Below are 16,847 nucleotides of genomic sequence, written 5' to 3'. Positions count from 1 at the left end.
GTGGTATCCATCGAGTATGTACGTACACCGGGGGACCATCGCGGAGGTCGGGCGGCAGACCGCCCGACCGGACTTCGTCGACGCGTGCGTGGCGCACTTCCGATCGCTGCACGGCACGGAACCCGGGAAGGAGGAGGTCCAGAGCTGGCGGCGGAGCTGGCCGGTCCTCCTCGACGCGCTGGTGCGCGCCGGTCTGGGCGAGCTGGAGATCCTCCTGGAACTGTCGCTTCCGGGGACGGGAGAGCGGGTCGACGCGGCCGTCGTCGGCCAGGGGCCGGACGGTGTGCTGACCGTGGTGGTCATCGAACTGAAGCAGTGGTCGTGGGCCGAACGCTCCCCCCGCCACGGCGGAATGCTGGAGGTCGGGCGGAGGACGGTGCCGCACCCGGCCCGCCAAGTCGGCGGCTACGCGACCTACCTCCGGGACTGGGCGGTCGACGGCCGCGGAGTACGGGCGAGGGGTGTGGTGCTGCTGCACAACGCTTCGGCCGATCTGATCGGGCATCTGTGTGGGATGGTCACACCGAACGGGCCGAGCGCGGGATTCCCCCTGCTCGGGCGCGACGACCTCGCGGACGACACCGCCCGCTCCGCTGGTGACGGACCGGCGCACCGGCTCGCGGACCGCTTCGGCTGCGGCGATCTGGTACCGGCGCCCCGGGATGCCGTCGACCGGTTCCTCACCGGCGACCACCGGCCTTCCGAGGACGCCCTACGACGCTTGGCCGACAACATCGAGAACCGTCGGCCGTTCCGCCTCATCGGGGAACAGGACCGCGCCCGCAGGGCGATCCTCGATGCCGTGGCGGCAATCGGGAAGCAGACCGCCGGGGCCCGACGCCCCGGGGCCATAGTGGTCGTCACCGGTGGGCCCGGAACCGGGAAGACCGCCATCGCCACCCGTCTGATGGGCGATCTGTGCCGCATGCCGGCGCGCAACCCCCGTCTGCTGACTCCGTCCGGCACCCTCACGCGGCAGCTCCAACGGCTGCTGAGTGCGGAGTCCAGGGGGCTGGTGGCGACGTTCCTCGAGAGGATCCCCAGCGGACTGGACCAGAACAGCGTCGTCCTCCTCGACGAGGCCCACCGGACCCGCACCTACCCGAACAACCGCAGAAGCGGCTTCCCCGCCGTCCTGCGCAACCTTCTCGACCGGGTCGGCGTCCTGGTGCTGTTCCTCGACGAGCGCCAGATCGTGCGCCCGACCGAGGGGGTCACCCTCGAGGAGCTCAGGCGCCACGCGGACGAGGTCGAGGTCTCGCTCGAGCACATCGACTTGGAGACCCAGTTCCGTTGCAACGGCTCCCAGGCCTACCACCGATGGGTGGACCTCCTGTTCCCGAACTCCGTCCCCGCTTCCGGCTCCCCTTCCGCCCCCGTTTCGGACTCCGGCTTCGACTCCGTAGGGCCGTGGCACGGCAGCGACTACGATCTCGCCCTCGGGGCCGACCCCGACGCCCTCGCCTCCTGGGTCGACGACCACACGGCGCGGGGCCGAAGCGCCCGGATCACTGCGGGCTTCTGCTGGCCCTGGAACGCCGGCGGCGTCCCCCCGTTGGAGCCGGAGGTCGCCATCCGGTGGCACGGTCCCGACGAGGGCCCCCGTTCCTGGTCCCGCCCCTGGAACCTCCGTGCCGAACAGCCGGTCCCCGGTTATCCCGACATCCCGGCCCGCCCGTACTGGGCGACCGACCGGGGCGGACAGGACCAGGTCGGGTGCATCTACACCGCGCAGGGCCTCGAGTACGCCTTCGGCGCGGTCATCCTCGGCGGCGACCTGGTCCGCCGCGACGGCCGCTGGCAGGCCCGGCCGGAGGCCAGCCATGACGTGGCCCAGCTGCGCGCCCTTCCGCCCGATCAGTACTTGCGATACGCCCTGAACACCTATCGCGTGCTCGCCACCCGGGCCACGCACGGCACCCGCTTCTACTCCACGGACGGCGAGACACAGGCGTACCTCGCTTCGCTCCTGCCCGCTTCGGCCGACTCCACCGGTTCCTGACCGGCGGACCGGCTGACGACCCAGGCGCGGGCTCGGGCGTGAGCTCGGGCGTGGGCTCGGGCGGACCAGGAGTGTGTGCCAACGGGCCGCGGATGGAGGGGGAATTCCGTTGCCGTCGCGGGCGTGCGCATGCGAAGCTCCGGGCATGGACCTCCCCTCGCCCGTGATCGAGCTCGACGACCTGACGCTGCGGCGTTTCGACGGCGAGGCCGACGTTCCGGAGCTGTTCCGGGTGATCGAGGAGTCCTTGGAGCACCTGCGGCCGTGGATGCCCTGGGTGGCGGAGCACAGTCTGGGCATGACCACCGAGTTCCTGGCCCGCCGGGCGGAACGCTGGGCGGCCGGCGAGGAGTTCACGTACGCGATCGTGCGGGGCGGTGCGATCATCGGGACCTGCCAGCTGTACCGGCGGGAGGAGTCGGCGGGGGACGGTCTCGAAATCGGCTACTGGCTGCATCCGGCCGCGACCGGCCGCGGGGTGGCGACTCGGGCGGTCCACGCGCTGATCGCGCAGGCCTTCCGGCTTCCCGGTGTCGACTATGTCGAGGTCGTCCACGACCGGGCCAACCGGGCCAGCGGCGCGGTCCCGGCCCGTCTAGGTTTCACCGAGCACCTGCGCCGCCCGGCCGAGGCGCTCGCCCCGGCCGAGTCCGGCGAGGAACTGGTCTGGCGGATCACCCGCGGCCAGGCGGAGGCGTTCACGGCGGAGGCCGGGCAGCTGTAGCCCGACGGGCGCCGCGGTCCGGCCAGGCCTGGCCTGGCCGCGGGTGTCGCGGCCGGTCAGGCCTGCCCAGCCGAGCCTCCGCCCCTGATCAGGCGCAGGGACGGCTTCGGGTACTCGGTCTCCGGCTCGGCGGCGTCGTGGTCGGATGCCAGGCCCGGGACGACGCGGGTGGCCGTCGCCCGCAGCTCGGCCTTGCGCGCCTCGGCGGCCTCTTCACCCGGGTAGAGGGCCACGCAGCGGGCGCCGTTCTCGTCGTCCCAGGCGTAGGCGTGGTACGGCACCGGGTGCCACACCGGTGTCTCGTCCGTCATCAGGAACCTCCGGTTCTCCCCCCGCGGGGTGGATCCTGTGCGAGGCCGTCCGACAGCGGGCGGGCGGGCCGTGGCACAGGATTTCGCGCTCGGCACGCTACCGGCTCCCGCGCACCCGGCGGGGTGAAGTGCCGCATCAGTACCGGTTCGGGGGATCCCCGTCCGCGGGCCGGGTCTCGGTCCCCACGTGTTCGGATCGTCCGACCGCGGCAGTTGAGTGCCACTCCCTCGCGGGGCTCCTCGCTGGACTCCCTTCCGATCGGCTGTCGCGCACCCACACTTGTGCCGGCCCATACGGCACCCCGCTGGTCAGCTCGGCCGGACTCGACAGCCCGATCGCGCTCCTGGTGCAGCACCTGCGGGGCGGCCAACCCAGCGGCGCCTTCCGCCCGTTCAACCCGGAGGCGATGGCCACCGCGATCCGCGCCTCGCTCGGCACCGCCACCTGCCGCGCCGCCGAGGCCGGAGATCCCGGACCAGGACACCCGTCTGTCCGAGCTGCTCCGCGGCCCGAAGCAGCACACCGTCCTGACCGCCGCCCAGGGCGCGGCGGCCACTGCGCCCCCGGGGGCGCCGCTGCTACGGAACGTCGTCGTCCTCGACTGGCGGGAGCGGACACTGGCCTGAGGCCGATCCGGTCCTGAGCCTCGGCTCCCCTCCTCTCGCAGGTCGCTACTCCTTGCCCCTGTCTCCTCCCGCCGGCCTGAACCTGCCGGCCTTCCACCGCACGGCCCGCCCCGGCCGACCGGTCGGTCCTGCCCCGATGCCCGCCCGCCGGCTACCCCCGGTCAGCGTCAGGTCTCACGCTGCGGGTGGTAGTCGGCCTCGGGTATGCCGAAGGTCCAGGCCACGCCGGCTCGCGCGGTGCGGGTGCTGGGCGGCACCCGCAGCCAGTACGTGCGGAAGGTGCCGTCCGGCTCGGCGGTGGAGTTGACCACCTCGACCATCACCGCCGGCTCGTCGTCCGGCAGGACGATCCGCCAGAGCACCCCGGTCTCGTCCCGGTGGATCGGCTCGGCCCCGGAGTCCGCCAGGTAGCGGTCGTAGCCGTAGTGCTCCAGCAGGACCCGGCGCAGTTCCGCGTTCTCCTCGGTGCGGATCCGCTCGACGGTGACGTCGCCCAGGCCCGCCAGGAACCCGGCCGGCACCGGCATGCCCCGCCAGGCGTGCAGGGCGAAGCCGTCCGGGTACTCGACGGCGGGGCCGTCCACCCGGTCGAGCCGCCCGGCCTCGTCCCGGTGCAGTGCGAGCGGCCGTTCGCTGACCAGCGCCACGTCCCGGTACGGCCACCACCAGCCCGCCTCGGCCGCCACCGCGGCGAGCTGCGCCACCGCGTCGGCACCCGCCTCGGCTGCCTCGAAAGCGGCGAACCAGGGCGCGTCGTGCTGGCCTCGGACCGCGTCGAGCAGCGCCAGCCGGACACTGGTGCGCCGGGCCCTGGCGGCCTCGATCGCCTCGTCGCCGGCCTGTTCGCGGTCCGCCTCGGGGGCGAGCCGGTCGACCACGGCATCGCGGATCCGGTCGGCGAGCGGGTTGGTGACCGCGCCGAGCTCGCCGCCGGTGAGGGCCCAGTGCGCCGACCACCCGGCCCGGCCGACCCGTTCGACGGTGCGGCGTCTGGCCGTCTCCCAGGGCGCGGTGCGGACGGCCTCGCGCACGCTCACCGCGCCCTCGGCCCGCAGCTCCAGCGCCGCCTGGGCCGCCGCGAGCGGCGACCCGTACCAGCGCACCGCCGCGGGCTCGTCGAGCCCGGCCTCCCGGTAGGCGGCCCGCACCGCACGCTCGACCGCCGCCCGGTCGCCCGGCCCGGTGGCCGCCGCCGCGGCCCGCCAACGGGCCGTCACCCCGGCGGGCCCGGCCGCCGTCTCCGTGCCCCGCACGTCCTCGGGGATCACCGTCCGCATCACCTGCTCCGTTCCCGGCCGGGCTCCCCACCCGGCCGTCCGCTCCCGTTCCGTACCTCGGTCCGCGCCCGCCGCCGGCCGCCTTCCGCGCCTGTCACCCGCCCGTCCGCCACCGCGGGCCGCCCGCCGCACCGGGCGGTGGCGGTGTCAGTCCGCGACCATCCGCACCGCCCCCGGGGTGTACTCGCGCTGGCGGACCACCCGGTACCAGCCCTTGGGCAGCGATATCGCCGCGTGCTCCTCGTGCACCACCCGGCCGCCCTCGGGCAGGTGCAGCCAGGCCGAGCCGAACGGCCCGGCCTCCCGGCGCAGTTCACCCGGGCCGACCACGGCGTGCGCGTGCCCGGTGACCTCGCCGAGCGCGAGCACCATCCGCCCCCGCGCGTCCCGGGGCTGCACGGGCAGCTCCGGCACCCTCGGCGGCACGGCGCTCTTCTCCACCGGCACGATCAGCACGTCCCCCTGGCGGTACATCGGTCCTCCCTCGCCGTTCCACGGGACCCGGCGAACGCCGGAGCCCCGGGCTCCGCACCGCCGTCGACGGTCACGCTCCGGAGCCACGATCGGACCATAGGGCATGGGTCTGACAACGCGCCCGGACGGCGACCCGGCCGCCGGTTTGTCAGTCCCTGCTGGTAGACACGTGTTCGCCCCAGACCACCGAAGGAGCAGCGCATGACCGTCAACCAGCACATCGAGCAGTTCCACGGTCTCCCCGTCTTCGAGTTCGTGCCCGCCCTGGAAGCCGCCGCGGAGGCCGCGGAGGAGAACGGAGGCGCCGTCTCCGTCGAGCTGCCGGACGCGGCCGCGGTCGCCTGGAAGATCGGTGTGTACTACGACAGCGACCGTTCCTTCGTCGAGTGCTGGCAGCGGTTCCTCGACACCGTCGACACCGAGCGGGTCTCGGCCGTGGTCATCGGGCTCTGGTCCCAGGAGGAGCCGGAGGGCTTCCAGGAGGCGATGGACGCGATCGTCGGCGCCGCCTCCGAACTTCCCGCGCTGCGCGCGCTGTTCGTGGGTGACATCACCTACGACGAGTGCGAGATCTCCTGGCTCCAGCTGTGCGACGTGACGCCGCTGCTGGCCGGCTTCCCGGCCCTCACCGAGTTGGTGGTGCGCGGCGCCGCGCAGGACTGGGAGGGCAAGGGCGGCCTCGCCCTCGAACCGCTGCGGCACCCGGCGCTGAAGGCGCTGCGGTTCGAGGCCGGGGGCCTGCCCGCCGGCGTCGTCCGCGCGGTGGCCGCCTCCGAGTTCCCCGCCCTGGAGCGGCTGGAGCTCTGGCTGGGCGTCGACAACTACGGCGGCGACAGCACGATGGCGGACCTCGCGCCGTACCTGGACGGAACGCACTTCCCGGCGCTGCGCCACCTGGGCCTGCAGAACAGCGAGTTCCAGGACGACATCGCCGCCGCGGTGGCGCACGCCCCGGTGGTCGCCCGGCTGGAGTCGCTCGACCTGTCCATGGGTGTGCTGACCGACCAGGGCGCCACGGCGCTGCTTGAGGGCCAGCCGCTGACCCACCTGCGCTCGCTCGACCTGCACCACCACTACCTCACCGAGGAGATGCAACAGCGCCTGCGTCAGGCCCTGCCCGAGGTGGAGCTGGACCTCTCCGACCCCGGCAAGCCCGACGACGAGTGGCGCTACGTGGCCGTCGCCGAGTAGCCGCGCCCGGCGACCGGGCGTCCGGCCCGCCGGACCTCGCAACCCCCATCTCCGTCCCTGGAGCCGCCATGGCCATCTCCCGTCACCTCGAACACTTCCACGGGCTGCCGATCCACGACTTCACCCCCGGGCAGGACGCGCGCCGCCGGCCCGCCGCCGGCGCCGTCGCCTGGCGGCTCGCGCTCACGTGGGGGTCGAAGCTCGACTTCGGCCAGCTCTGGCAGTCCTTCCTCACCACGGTGGACCCGGCCGAGGTCCGTGCCGTGGTGATCGGCCCCTGGTGGCAGGACGGCTACGACTCCGTGCGGACCACGGTCGAGACCGTCGCCGCGACGGCCGACCGCCTGACGGCTCTGGAGGCACTGTTCCTGGGCGAGGTCACCTACGACGAGTGCGAGATCTCCTGGCTGGTGATGGGGGACGTCACCCCGCTGCTCACCGCCTTCCCGGGCCTGGCCTCGCTGACCGTGCGCGGCGGCACCGGCCTGCGCCTCCGGCCGCTGCGGCACGACCGGCTCGTCTCCCTGCGCTTCGAGTCCGGCGGCCTGCCCGCCGACGTGGTGCGGGCGGTCGCCGCGTCGGAACTGCCCGCGCTGGAGCGGCTGGAGCTCTGGCTGGGTGTGGGCGATTACGAGGGCGACACCACGCTCGACGATCTCGCGCCCTTCCTGGACGGTTCGAGGCTGCCGAGCCTGCGCCACCTCGCGCTCGCGAACAGCGAGTTCCAGGACGAGATAGCCGCCGCGCTCGCCCATGCCCCCGTGGTGGCCGGGTTGGCGTCGCTCGACCTGTCCATGGGCGTGCTCTCCGACGAGGGCGCCGCCGCCCTGGTGGAGGGCCAGCCCCTCACCCACCTGCGCTCGCTCGACCTGCACCACCACTACCTCACCGAGGAGATGCAACAGCGCCTGCGCCAGGCCCTGCCCGGCGTGGAACTCGACCTCTCCGAGGCCGAGGACATCGACGACGACCGCTACGTCGCGGTCGCCGAGTAGCCGGGGAGGGCACCATGACACTGCGACTGACCGTCCTCGGCAATCCCGGGCACCGACGGGTGACGCTGTTCGCGGCCGCCGCCCGGGCCGCCGGGCTCCCCGAGCCCACCGTCCTGCCCTGGCTGGACGTGCTGCGCGGCGGCTACCGGCTGCCCGCGCCGTCCGAGGGCGCTCTGCTGCGCATCGAGTCGCCCGGCGAGGAGCCGCGGGTCGACGAGTTGCTGCGCGGCCCGGTGCTCGGCGCCGGCTACGCGCCGACCCGGGTCGAGGGCACCGCCGCCTGGTACGCGGGGGTGATGGCCGCGCTGCGCGAGCTGGCCGCCCGACCGGACGTGCGGCTGCTCGGCGCTCCGGAGGAGATCGCGGTGATGTTCGACAAGCGCCGCGCGCACGCCCTGCTCGACGCTGCCGGGGTAACGGTGCCCCGGGCGCTCGGCGGGGAGGTGACCGGTTGGGAGCACCTTCGGGAGCGCCTGGCCGAGGCCGGGCTGCGCCGGGTCTTCGTCAAGCCCGCGCACGGTTCCTCCGCCTCCGGGGTGATGGCGCTGGAGTTCGGGCCGCGCGGCCAGGTCCTGGCCACCACCTCGGTCGAGCTGGCCGGCGGGCAGCTGCACAACTCGCTCCGGGTCCGCCGTTACCGCGACGAGCGGGACGTCGCCGCGATCGTCGACCGCCTCGCGCCGGACGGCCTGCACGTCGAGCAGTGGGTGCCGAAGGCCACGCAGTCCGGGCGGTCGGCGGACCTGCGGGTGGTGGTGGTCGCGGGCCGGGCCACCCACGTGGTGGTGCGCACGGCCGCGCAGCCGATGACCAACCTGCACCTCGGCGGCGCCCGGGGCAGTGTCGACCTCGCCCGGGAGGCGGCCGGCCCGGCCTGGCCGGCCGTGCTGGAAACGGCCGAGCGGGCTGCCGCCTGCTTCCCCGGTTCGCCGATGGTCGGCGTCGACGTCCTGCCCACGGCCGGCTGGCAACGAGCCCTGGTCGGCGAGGTGAACGCCTTCGGCGACCTGCTGCCCGATCTCACCGGCCTGCCCGGCGGCCCCGCCGAGGGCCTGGACACCTACGGCGCCCAGCTCGCCGCCCTCACCCGGCCCGATCCGACGAACGACCAGATCCTGGAACCCTCCCGATGAACCACCAGAACGCCCTCCCGGCCCCGCGCACGGATCCGGACCTCGCCCCCGACATGAACGCCGTCGTGGGCAGTCACGACCTGCTGCTCGTCACCCTCGACACGCTCCGCTTCGACGTCGCGGAGGAGCTGGCCGCCGCCGGGCGGATTCCGAACCTCGCGGCCCACCTGCCCGGCGGCCGCTGGGAGCGCCGGCACGCACCCGGCAGCTTCACCTACGCCTCCCACCAGGCGATCCTGGCCGGGTTCCTGCCCACGCCGGCCTCACCCGGCGGCCCGCACCCCCGCCTGTTCGCGGCCCGCTTCGCCGGCTCGGAGAGCACCGCCTCCCGCACCTGGGTGTTCGACGCGCCCGACCTGCCGACCGCGCTCGGTGCAGCCGGGTACCGGACGGTCTGCATCGGCGGTGTCGGCTTCTTCAACAAGCAGGGCCCGCTCGGCTCGGTCCTGCCGGGGCTCTTCCAGGAGAGCCACTGGGAGCCCGGGATGGGCGTGCCGTCCCCGACCTCCTTCGAGCAGCAAGTCGCCCGCGCCGAGCAGGTCGCCGCCGAACAGCCCGCCGGGCAGCCGCTGTTCCTGTTCCTGAACGTCTCGGCGCTGCATCAGCCCAACTGGTTCCACCTGCCCGGTGCCACCCGTGAGGCGGGCGACTCCCGGGCCAGCCACGCCGCCGCTCTGGAGTACGTCGACGCCCACATCGGTCGGCTGTTCGCGGCGATGAGCGGCCGCCGACCCTGCTTCGCGATCGTCTGCTCCGACCACGGCACGGCCTACGGCGAGGACGGCTACACCGGGCACCGGATCGGCCACGAGGTGGTCTGGACCGTCCCGTACGCCCACTTCACGCTCCCCGCCCGGCCGCCCGCCGAGCCCCTGCCCGCCGCCACCGTCGAGGAGCGCGCATGACCACCGCACCCGCCCCGCGCCCCGACTCGCCGTACCTGTCGTACGTCTACGCCTACCCGCACAAAACGGCCTACCGCCCGCTGGACGACCGTCCGCGGCTGCGCGAGCTGTGGTCGGGCGAGGCGCAGCACGCGCTCTCGCTCTACCTGCACATCCCGTTCTGCGAGGTGCGCTGCGGCTTCTGCAACCTGTTCACCCGGATAGGAAGCCCGGACGGCCTCACCACCGCCTACCTGGACGCCCTGGACCGCCAGGCCGTCGCCGTGCGGGCCGCGCTGGACGAGGGGGCCCGGTTCGCGCTGGCCGCGTTCGGCGGCGGCACGCCCACCTACCTGACGGCCGCCGAGTTGGAGCGGCTCTGCGACATCGCCGAGCGCCGGATGGGCGCCGACCTGCGCGCGATACCACTGTCCGTGGAGGCCTCCCCCGCCACCGCGACCGCCGACCGGCTCAAGGTGCTGGCCGCCCGCGGCACCACCCGGCTGAGCCTGGGCGTGCAGTCCTTCGACGACGCCGAGGCCCGCTCCGCGGTGCGCCCGCAGAAGCGCGCCGAGGTGGAGGCCGCCATCGGGCGGATCCGCACGGCCGGGTTCCCGGTGCTCAACCTCGACCTGATCTACGGCATCGACGGCCAGACCGAGGCGAGCTGGCTGCGCTCGCTGGACGCCGCCCTCGCCTGGCAGCCCGAGGAGCTGTACCTGTACCCGCTGTACGTCCGCCCGCTGACGGGCCTGGCCCGACGCGGCGAGCGGGAGAGCGAGGCCGCGTGGGACGAGCGCCGCCTCGTCCTCTACCGCTCCGGCCGCGACCACCTGCTCGCCCACGGCTACCAGCAGGTGTCGATGCGGATGTTCCGCCGCACCGCCTCCCCGCAGGCCGGGGCGAGCGAGTACGCGTGCCAGACCGACGGCATGGTCGGCCTGGGCTGCGGCGCCCGCTCCTACACCTCGCGGCTGCACTACTCGTTCGACTACGCGGTGAACGCGACGGAGGTGCGCGGAATCATCGACGAGTACGTCGCCACCGAGGACTTCCACAGCGCCCGGCACGGTTTCCCGATGGCCGGCGACGAACCGCACCGCCGCCACCTGGCCCAGTCGCTGCTGCAGGCCGAGGGCATGCCGCTGGCCGAGTACCGGGAGCGGTTCGGCGCTCCGCCGTCCGACCACTTCCCGGCCGAGCTGGCCGAGTTCGCCGAGCACGGGTGGCTGGCCGACGACCGGGACCGGCTGCGGCTCAGCCCGGAGGGGCTCGCGTACTCGGACGCGGTCGGGCCGATGCTGTTCTCGCCGCAGGTCCGGGCCCGGATGAAGGAGTACCAGGCGAAGTGACCTTCCTCGGCATGCCGTCCGCGCCGTCGCCCGAAGGCACGGACGGCGGACGTGACCTCACCCTGCTCTACCGCGGCCCGCTCGCCTCCTGCGACTACGACTGCCCCTACTGCCCGTTCGCCAAGCGCCGCGACACCCCCGGCCAACTGCGCGCCGACCGCGCCGCGCTGGAGCGCTTCACCGCCTGGGCCGCCGGCCGGGCGGGCAGCGGCGACACGCTGTCCGTGCTGTTCACGCCGTGGGGCGAGGGCCTGGTGCGGTCCTGGTACCGGCGGGCGATGGTGGAGCTGAGCCGGCTGCCGCACGTGCGCCGGGTGGCGATCCAGACCAATCTCAGCTGCCGCACCGGCTGGCTCATCGAGGCCGATCCCACGGCCCTGGCGCTCTGGGTCACCTACCACCCCGGCGAGGTCGACCGCGAGCGTTTCCTGGCCAGGTGCCGGGAACTGGACGCGCTCGGCGTGCGGTACAGCGTCGGTGTGGTCGGCCTGCCCGAGCACCTGGCCGAGGCCCGCCGGCTGCGGGTCGAACTCGCCGAGTCCGTCTACCTGTGGGTCAACGCCGCCGAGGGACGCGGCTACACCGACGCCGAGGCCGCCGGTTGGGCCGCCCTGGACCCGCACTTCGGCTACAGCCGTCACGCCCACCCCAGCGCCGGGCGCCCCTGCCGCACCGGGGATTCCGTGCTGTCCGTGGACGGCGACGGCACGGTGCGCCGCTGCCACTTCGTCCGGGACGTGCTCGGCAACCTCTACGACGGCTCGTACCGTGCCCGACTCGGGCCGCGCGCCTGCCCGTTGCCGGTCTGCGACTGCCACATCGGCTACGTCCACCTGGAGACCCTGCCGCTGTACGAGCTGTTCGGTGCCGGCGTCCTGGAGCGCGTACCGCGGGGCTGGCCGGAGCACGGGTGAAAATCGCTTGCGGGCAGCGCACTTGATGTGAAAGCGTACGAACCACCTCGCAGGACCAGCACGTTGAGGAAGGAGGCCCGCTATGACGGGCGGTATAAGACTCGCCGCAGTGCCGGGCCTCGTGCTTGGTGACACCCCGGCTCGCGCTTCGACGCGTGAGCCGCGCCTGCCCTGAGGTCCGCGTCCGCCACTTCGCGGCGCCACTGTTCGGCGTACCCGCTGCTCAACTCCTCGTCGAAGTGCTCCTTCGTGCCCCCTTGCACGTTCGACCACGAGGAGCCCCGGTGTCCGACACTCATCGGTTCGCCATCACCCAGTCCGCGATTCCCCTGTCCACCCTCTCCGCCCAGTGGCACAGCGAGAACGGCGCGCCGCCACCGCGCCGCTTGATCGCCGCCGATTCCACCCTGTGCGCCGACGCCGCCTACCGGCTCGCCTGCGAGGGCACAGCCCTGCTCTGGCACGGCGACTACCCCGGCGCACTCCGACTCCTGTCCGCCATGCGCCGCCGCGCCGAGCGGCGCCGATCCCCGTCCACTGCCAAGACCGACGACTCCCCCGCCGAGGCATTCCATCGGCACCGCCGGGAGCGCGCCCGCCTCGCGCGTGTCCTCGGCATGCTGCTGGTCCCCCTCGACGCCGACCGCCGGATCCGGCTCGACCGCGCCCCCGATGTCCGGGCGGCGTGCCTGGCCGCCTACGGGCCGTTCCTTGACAACAGAATCCTGTCCCTGCGCGCACTCCTCGGGGTGATCGGCGCCTACCAGTGGCGCCTGCGAGGCGTCGAGGTCCCGGCCCTCGGCGCCCGCATCCACCCCCACTACGGCGTCTTCTCACCGGTGCGCGGCGAGTACGTGGACCTCGTCGCGCAGGCACCGCTGCCCCCGGCCGTCCACCGCCACCCCGTCGCCCACGACCTCGGCACCGGGACCGGCGTCCTCGCGGCCGTCCTCGCCCGGCGGGGCCTCGGACCCGTCCTGGTCACCGACACCAATCCACGCGCCCTCGCCTGCGCCGACGACAACGCCCGGCGCCTCGGCCTCGCCGACCGCATCCGGTCGGCCGGCACCTCGCTCTACCCGCCGGGCAGCGACCCTGCCGCACTCGTGGTCTGCAATCCGCCGTGGCTGCCGCACCGCCCGACCTCCGACCTGGACCGGGGTGTCTACGACCCGGGCGGCCGGATGCTGGAGGGCTTCCTGACCGGCCTCGCAGCCCGTCTGCTACCCGACGGAGAGGGCTGGCTGATCCTCTCCGACCTGGCCGAACACCTCGGTCTGCGCACCCGCGCCGACCTGCTCGCCGCCATCGCCGCCGCCGGATTGCACGTCCGGGGCCGGCTCGACACCCGCCCGCGCCATCCACGCGCGTCCCGCCCCGACCCCACTGACCCACTGCACGCCGCGCGCGCTCGCGAGACCACGTCGCTCTGGCGTCTGGGCCCGGCCTGACGTTCGCCCGATCTGATGTCCACCCGCTCCGGGGTCCGCACCCGGGAAGCCGCCCGGGCCGACCGTCCGACGCAGCACCGGGCCGCCGATAGGCCCGGCCACGCCCGGCCACCGCCTGCGCACAGCACGAATCCACCCCACCCGCCGCGTGGGCAACCCGGCCAGACGTACCTAGCCTGGAGGAAGGAGGAGGCGAATCACCATGCTGGGAGACGCACCTGTGCTGGCCATGATCCCCGCCGCCGATCTGGCGCGGGCCAAGGCCTTCTACACCGACACCCTGGGCCTGAAGCTCGTCGAGGAGACGCCCGAAGACGTCACCTTCGAGAGCGGCGGCACCCAGTTCGGCATGTACGAGACACCGAGCGGCGGCCAGGCCGCGCACACCCTGGCCAGCTTCAAGGTCGCCGACCTCGACGGCGAGATGGCGGCGCTCCGCGCGCGCGGCATCACCTTCGAGGAGTACGACTTCCCCGGCCTGAAGACGGTCGACGGCGTCGCCGCGGGCAGTGACGGCCTGCGCGCCGCCTGGTTCAAGGACAGCGAGGGAAACATCCTCTGCGTGGCCGAGCGGCCCACCAAATAGCGCCGTTTTCGAGTAGCACCCCGCTCGCCCGACCCACTCCCGGCCGCCGCACCCGCTCCGGTCGGGGGTGGAGAAGCGGCTGCCCGTCAGCCGCGGTCAGCGCCCCGGCCCCCGCACCCGCTGCCAGGCGGCGCGGGTCGTCGCGACCGGGTCGAAGGAACCGGGCCGTCCCCGGGTGAGCGGGTAGCAGGCCAGGCCGATCAGCACCGCGCTGAAGTGCCCGACGCTGGTGTAGTCCCGGTTCTGGACCAACCCCAGCCCGTAGACGGCGAGGACCCCGGCCAGGTACGCGTACCGCCAGGGCCGGGTGATCAGGTAGGTCAGCACCGCCACCACCCCGGCCAGCGCGTAGCTGACTCCGTAGTCGAGGGTGTAGACGGCCTTCGGCGGCGCGAGGCCCCGGTGGATCGCCCAGCCCAGCACACCCTCGCTGAGGTAGGTCGCGCCGACGTGCGCGATCACCGCCACCGAGATCCACCGCAGAGTGCCGAGCCAGCGCTCGGCCGGGACGTGGAACAGGTTGTAGAGCACGAAGTAGCCCAACCAGCCGCCACCGGCGATCCACAGCGCGCTGGTCGCCAGGACCCGGACGGGCGACACCTGCAGGTGGTGCAGATTGGTGGATCGCCGCTCCAGGATGCGGTCGGCGGTCACGGGGTCGACGTGCCGGATCACCTGGGTGGTGACGAGCAGGATCGCCAGCCAGGCGTAGCTGCCCGGGGCCCGCCGCACGTAGGCCCACACCGCGCGACCGGCCCGCGCCCACCGGGGCCGCCGGGACGCCCCGGTCGCCCGGCTGGTGCTCCCGGTCATCGGCGTCCTCCTCGGCGGACCTCGCCCTGGCCCCGCAGTCTCCCCCACCCTCGCCCCGCAACGCCGCCGATGCGTCGGCGCGCTGCCCTCTTCGGGTGAGCGACCGCACCGCCAGCGGCACCGGTGGGCGCTCCAGCGCCGCACGCCCTCCGCACGCGCCCAGCGCTCGCGCATTCGGCGGAGTCACCACCCGCACCTGGCGTAACCTGGCGATCTGACCTTCCGGGCCCGCCCCGGGCCCGGCGCCGGAGAACCGCAGAACAAGGGCATCAAGCACGATGAGGGACCGCCTCAAGGCACGCAGGCACACCGGGAACGCCCCCGACACGGGCACAGGCACGGGCCGCGTCGTCGGCACCATCGGCACCAGCAGCACTTCCGGTCCTGCCGACGCCACCGGTCGGAACCCACTGCTCCGCACGTTCGCCCGACTGCGGCTCACCACGGTCTACGTTCTCCTCCTCACCGCCACCGCCGCCTGGCTCGCCAGCCAGGGCCATGCCGAGAGGGCCCGCTTCGTCCGCCACAACAGCAGCAATGTGCACCACATGGAAGTGGGCAAGTGGTGGACCATGTTCACCAGCGGCCTGGTGGTCGACGGCGTGCCGGCCTGGGCGGGCATCGCGGCGGTCGCGGTCGTGTTGGGGGCGGCCGAGTGGCGGTGGGGCCCGGCCCGCGCGGGAGCGGTCTTCCTGTTCGGGCACCTGGGTGCCACCCTGCTCACCGAGGGCGCGATGTGGGCGATGCTCACCCTCCGGATCCCGGGCGCGCTGTCCCGTGCCAGGGACGTCGGCATCAGCTACGGACTGGTCGCCACAGCCACCTGTCTGCTCGCCCTCGGCCCGGCCCGGCTGCGCCGGTACGGCCTGCCGGTGCTCGCCCTGGCTCTGGCCTCGGCCTGGGCCCTGGACCAGGAACTCGCCGACGCCGGGCACCTGGTGGCCTTCGGCCTGGGCGTGCTGGCCTCCCGCACGGTCTGGATCCGCTCCCGGGCCCGCGCACCCCGCTGACCCCCACCGGAATCCCTCCCTCCCCTGACCGGGGGGAGGTGGTCGACCGCCGAGAATCGCCCGCTATCATGCGTTCACGTCCAACCGGCTGTCGGCGTAGGCCTGGTGACAGCCGCTCAGGCCTTTGGAGGGGGACCGGATGCTCAAGCCCGGTGACAGCACGGACACGACCGACACGGGGAGCACGCAGCGGACGGCCGGGAGGTCCCCGATGGAGGACCTCGCGCAGCCGGTCTCGCTGCAGACCGACCGGCCGCACCCGGCCCGGATCTACGACTACTGGATCGGCGGCAAGGACAACTTTCCGCCCGACCGCATCGCGGCCGAGCACGCCATCTCCGTCTCGCCCGACATCCCGCAGGCCGCCCGGGAGAACCGCGGCTTCCTGCGCCGCGCGGTGCGGCACTGCGCGGAGGCGGGCATCCGCCAGTTCATCGACATAGGCTCCGGGCTGCCGGCCCAGGGGAACGTGCACGAGGTCGCGCAGGAGGTCGCGCCCGACAGCCGGGTGGTCTACATCGACAACGACCCGATCGTCCTGACCCACGGCCGGGCCCTGCTCGCGGACAACCGCACCACCACCGTCCTCACCGGTGACCTCCGGGATCTCGACGAGCTGCTCGACCGGCCCGCCCTGCGCGAGTTGATCGACCTCTCGCAGCCCGTCGCCGTCCTGCTCGTGGCGGTCCTGCACTTCGTGAACGACGAGCAGGCCGCGGCGGCCGTCCGGGCGGTCCACCAGCGACTGGCCCCGGGAAGCTTCCTGCTGGTCTCGCACAGCACCGCCGAGGGCAACCCGGTGCGCGCCGCCGAGGCCGCGAAGACCTGGGACAACACCGACTCCCCCATCCGCCTGCGCGGCCGCGCCCAGGTCGAGGGCCTGCTCGAAGGCTGGGAGCTGCTGGAGCCCGGCGTGGAGTTCGTGCCGCTCTGGCGCCCGGACGGGCCCACCGAGAACTCCACCCGCTGGATGTACGCGGCCGTGGGCCGAAAGGCCTGACCCCTCAGTTCTGACATCTCAGTCCTGACGCCTCGCCGCGACGGCCCGCCGTCGCCTCGGGCCGGGTTCCCCATCGGGGGCCCGGCCCGAGCCGTCTCCGGCG

At 73.8% G+C, this 16,847-nt stretch carries 16 protein-coding genes; 12 read left to right on the top strand and 4 right to left on the bottom strand.

Annotation, left to right across the window (positions count from 1 at the left end; translation table 11 throughout):
- Positions 1-16: 16 nt before the first annotated feature.
- Together ACPC54_RS20310 and ACPC54_RS20305 are read left to right on the top strand one after the other, a co-directional pair.
- Positions 17-2,002, top strand: a complete 1,986-nt coding sequence (locus ACPC54_RS20310) for a DNA/RNA helicase domain-containing protein (RefSeq protein WP_498966480.1) — start codon at positions 17-19, stop codon at positions 2,000-2,002.
- A gap of 145 nt (positions 2,003-2,147) precedes the next feature.
- On the top strand, positions 2,148-2,726 hold the full coding sequence (locus ACPC54_RS20305) for a GNAT family N-acetyltransferase (RefSeq protein WP_498966478.1): 579 nt from the start codon (positions 2,148-2,150) through the stop codon (positions 2,724-2,726).
- 56 nt (positions 2,727-2,782) lie between these two features.
- Here the strand turns inward: ACPC54_RS20305 and ACPC54_RS20300 are convergent, their stop codons facing one another.
- The 3 genes from ACPC54_RS20300 to ACPC54_RS20290 all read right to left on the bottom strand — a co-directional run bounded on the left by ACPC54_RS20300 (position 2,783) and on the right by ACPC54_RS20290 (position 5,415).
- Positions 2,783-3,037, bottom strand: a complete 255-nt coding sequence (locus ACPC54_RS20300) for a hypothetical protein (protein ID WP_498966476.1) — start codon at positions 3,035-3,037, stop codon at positions 2,783-2,785.
- A 794-nt stretch (positions 3,038-3,831) separates the two neighbouring features.
- Positions 3,832-4,941, bottom strand: coding sequence for a DUF6745 domain-containing protein (locus tag ACPC54_RS20295; RefSeq protein ID WP_498966474.1), 1,110 nt, complete (start codon positions 4,939-4,941; stop codon positions 3,832-3,834).
- A 147-nt stretch (positions 4,942-5,088) separates the two neighbouring features.
- Entirely contained in the window at positions 5,089-5,415 is a 327-nt protein-coding gene (locus tag ACPC54_RS20290; RefSeq protein WP_498966472.1) for a DUF8820 family protein, read from the bottom strand.
- A gap of 201 nt (positions 5,416-5,616) precedes the next feature.
- Between ACPC54_RS20290 and ACPC54_RS20285 the strand changes: the two genes are divergently transcribed.
- The 8 genes from ACPC54_RS20285 (at position 5,617) to ACPC54_RS20250 (ending at position 13,921) form a co-directional block, all read left to right on the top strand.
- Positions 5,617-6,606, top strand: coding sequence for an STM4015 family protein (locus ACPC54_RS20285; RefSeq protein ID WP_498966470.1), 990 nt, complete (start codon positions 5,617-5,619; stop codon positions 6,604-6,606).
- A gap of 68 nt (positions 6,607-6,674) precedes the next feature.
- A complete protein-coding gene (locus ACPC54_RS20280) occupies positions 6,675-7,601 on the top strand; it encodes an STM4015 family protein (RefSeq protein WP_498966468.1) in 927 nt (308 codons plus the stop codon).
- A gap of 14 nt (positions 7,602-7,615) precedes the next feature.
- On the top strand, positions 7,616-8,734 hold the full coding sequence (locus ACPC54_RS20275; protein WP_498966466.1) for an STM4014 family protein: 1,119 nt from the start codon (positions 7,616-7,618) through the stop codon (positions 8,732-8,734).
- A gap of 53 nt (positions 8,735-8,787) precedes the next feature.
- On the top strand, positions 8,788-9,639 hold the full coding sequence (locus ACPC54_RS20270; RefSeq protein ID WP_498966561.1) for an STM4013/SEN3800 family hydrolase: 852 nt from the start codon (positions 8,788-8,790) through the stop codon (positions 9,637-9,639).
- On the top strand, positions 9,636-10,970 hold the full coding sequence (locus tag ACPC54_RS20265) for an STM4012 family radical SAM protein (protein ID WP_498966465.1): 1,335 nt from the start codon (positions 9,636-9,638) through the stop codon (positions 10,968-10,970). The genes ACPC54_RS20270 and ACPC54_RS20265 overlap by 4 nt, the downstream gene beginning before the upstream one ends.
- An 11-nt stretch (positions 10,971-10,981) precedes the next feature.
- Positions 10,982-11,884, top strand: coding sequence for an STM4011 family radical SAM protein (locus ACPC54_RS20260; RefSeq protein WP_498966560.1), 903 nt, complete (start codon positions 10,982-10,984; stop codon positions 11,882-11,884).
- Positions 11,885-12,168: 284 nt separating this feature from the next.
- On the top strand, positions 12,169-13,335 hold the full coding sequence (locus ACPC54_RS20255; protein WP_498966463.1) for a methyltransferase: 1,167 nt from the start codon (positions 12,169-12,171) through the stop codon (positions 13,333-13,335).
- Between the two features lie 202 nt (positions 13,336-13,537).
- Positions 13,538-13,921: a VOC family protein gene (locus ACPC54_RS20250; RefSeq protein ID WP_498966462.1), complete on the top strand. Its 384-nt coding sequence runs from the start codon at positions 13,538-13,540 to the stop codon at positions 13,919-13,921.
- Between the two features lie 96 nt (positions 13,922-14,017).
- Here the strand turns inward: ACPC54_RS20250 and ACPC54_RS20245 are convergent, their stop codons facing one another.
- A complete protein-coding gene (locus ACPC54_RS20245) occupies positions 14,018-14,734 on the bottom strand; it encodes a rhomboid-like protein (RefSeq protein ID WP_498966460.1) in 717 nt (238 codons plus the stop codon).
- 278 nt (positions 14,735-15,012) lie between these two features.
- On the opposite strand from ACPC54_RS20245, the gene ACPC54_RS20240 reads away from it, so the two are divergent.
- The gene (locus tag ACPC54_RS20240; RefSeq protein WP_498966459.1) at positions 15,013-15,744 is read left to right on the top strand and encodes a rhomboid-like protein; all 732 of its coding nucleotides are present in this window, start codon (positions 15,013-15,015) and stop codon (positions 15,742-15,744) included.
- Between the two features lie 211 nt (positions 15,745-15,955).
- Positions 15,956-16,744, top strand: a complete 789-nt coding sequence (locus ACPC54_RS20235; protein WP_498966457.1) for an SAM-dependent methyltransferase — start codon at positions 15,956-15,958, stop codon at positions 16,742-16,744.
- Positions 16,745-16,847 lie beyond the last annotated feature (103 nt).

The organism is Kitasatospora sp. NPDC094028 (assembly GCF_049543595.1).
GTDB lineage: Bacteria > Actinomycetota > Actinomycetes > Streptomycetales > Streptomycetaceae > Kitasatospora.
This window is presented reverse-complemented; position numbering and strand designations above follow the sequence as displayed.

Excerpts from the sequence above, each read along its gene's own strand:
- ACPC54_RS20310 (WP_498966480.1), top strand. The coding sequence starts at position 17 with ATGTACGTACACCGGGGGACCATCGCGGAGGTCGGGCGGCAGACCGCC.
- ACPC54_RS20305 (WP_498966478.1), top strand. The coding sequence starts at position 2,148 with ATGGACCTCCCCTCGCCCGTGATCGAGCTCGACGACCTGACGCTGCGG.
- ACPC54_RS20300 (WP_498966476.1), bottom strand. The coding sequence starts at position 3,037 with ATGACGGACGAGACACCGGTGTGGCACCCGGTGCCGTACCACGCCTAC.
- ACPC54_RS20295 (WP_498966474.1), bottom strand. The coding sequence starts at position 4,941 with ATGCGGACGGTGATCCCCGAGGACGTGCGGGGCACGGAGACGGCGGCC.
- ACPC54_RS20290 (WP_498966472.1), bottom strand. The coding sequence starts at position 5,415 with ATGTACCGCCAGGGGGACGTGCTGATCGTGCCGGTGGAGAAGAGCGCC.
- ACPC54_RS20285 (WP_498966470.1), top strand. The coding sequence starts at position 5,617 with ATGACCGTCAACCAGCACATCGAGCAGTTCCACGGTCTCCCCGTCTTC.
- ACPC54_RS20280 (WP_498966468.1), top strand. The coding sequence starts at position 6,675 with ATGGCCATCTCCCGTCACCTCGAACACTTCCACGGGCTGCCGATCCAC.
- ACPC54_RS20275 (WP_498966466.1), top strand. The coding sequence starts at position 7,616 with ATGACACTGCGACTGACCGTCCTCGGCAATCCCGGGCACCGACGGGTG.
- ACPC54_RS20270 (WP_498966561.1), top strand. The coding sequence starts at position 8,788 with ATGAACGCCGTCGTGGGCAGTCACGACCTGCTGCTCGTCACCCTCGAC.
- ACPC54_RS20265 (WP_498966465.1), top strand. The coding sequence starts at position 9,636 with ATGACCACCGCACCCGCCCCGCGCCCCGACTCGCCGTACCTGTCGTAC.
- ACPC54_RS20260 (WP_498966560.1), top strand. The coding sequence starts at position 10,982 with ATGCCGTCCGCGCCGTCGCCCGAAGGCACGGACGGCGGACGTGACCTC.
- ACPC54_RS20250 (WP_498966462.1), top strand. The coding sequence starts at position 13,538 with ATGCTGGGAGACGCACCTGTGCTGGCCATGATCCCCGCCGCCGATCTG.
- ACPC54_RS20245 (WP_498966460.1), bottom strand. The coding sequence starts at position 14,734 with ATGACCGGGAGCACCAGCCGGGCGACCGGGGCGTCCCGGCGGCCCCGG.
- ACPC54_RS20240 (WP_498966459.1), top strand. The coding sequence starts at position 15,013 with ATGAGGGACCGCCTCAAGGCACGCAGGCACACCGGGAACGCCCCCGAC.
- ACPC54_RS20235 (WP_498966457.1), top strand. The coding sequence starts at position 15,956 with ATGGAGGACCTCGCGCAGCCGGTCTCGCTGCAGACCGACCGGCCGCAC.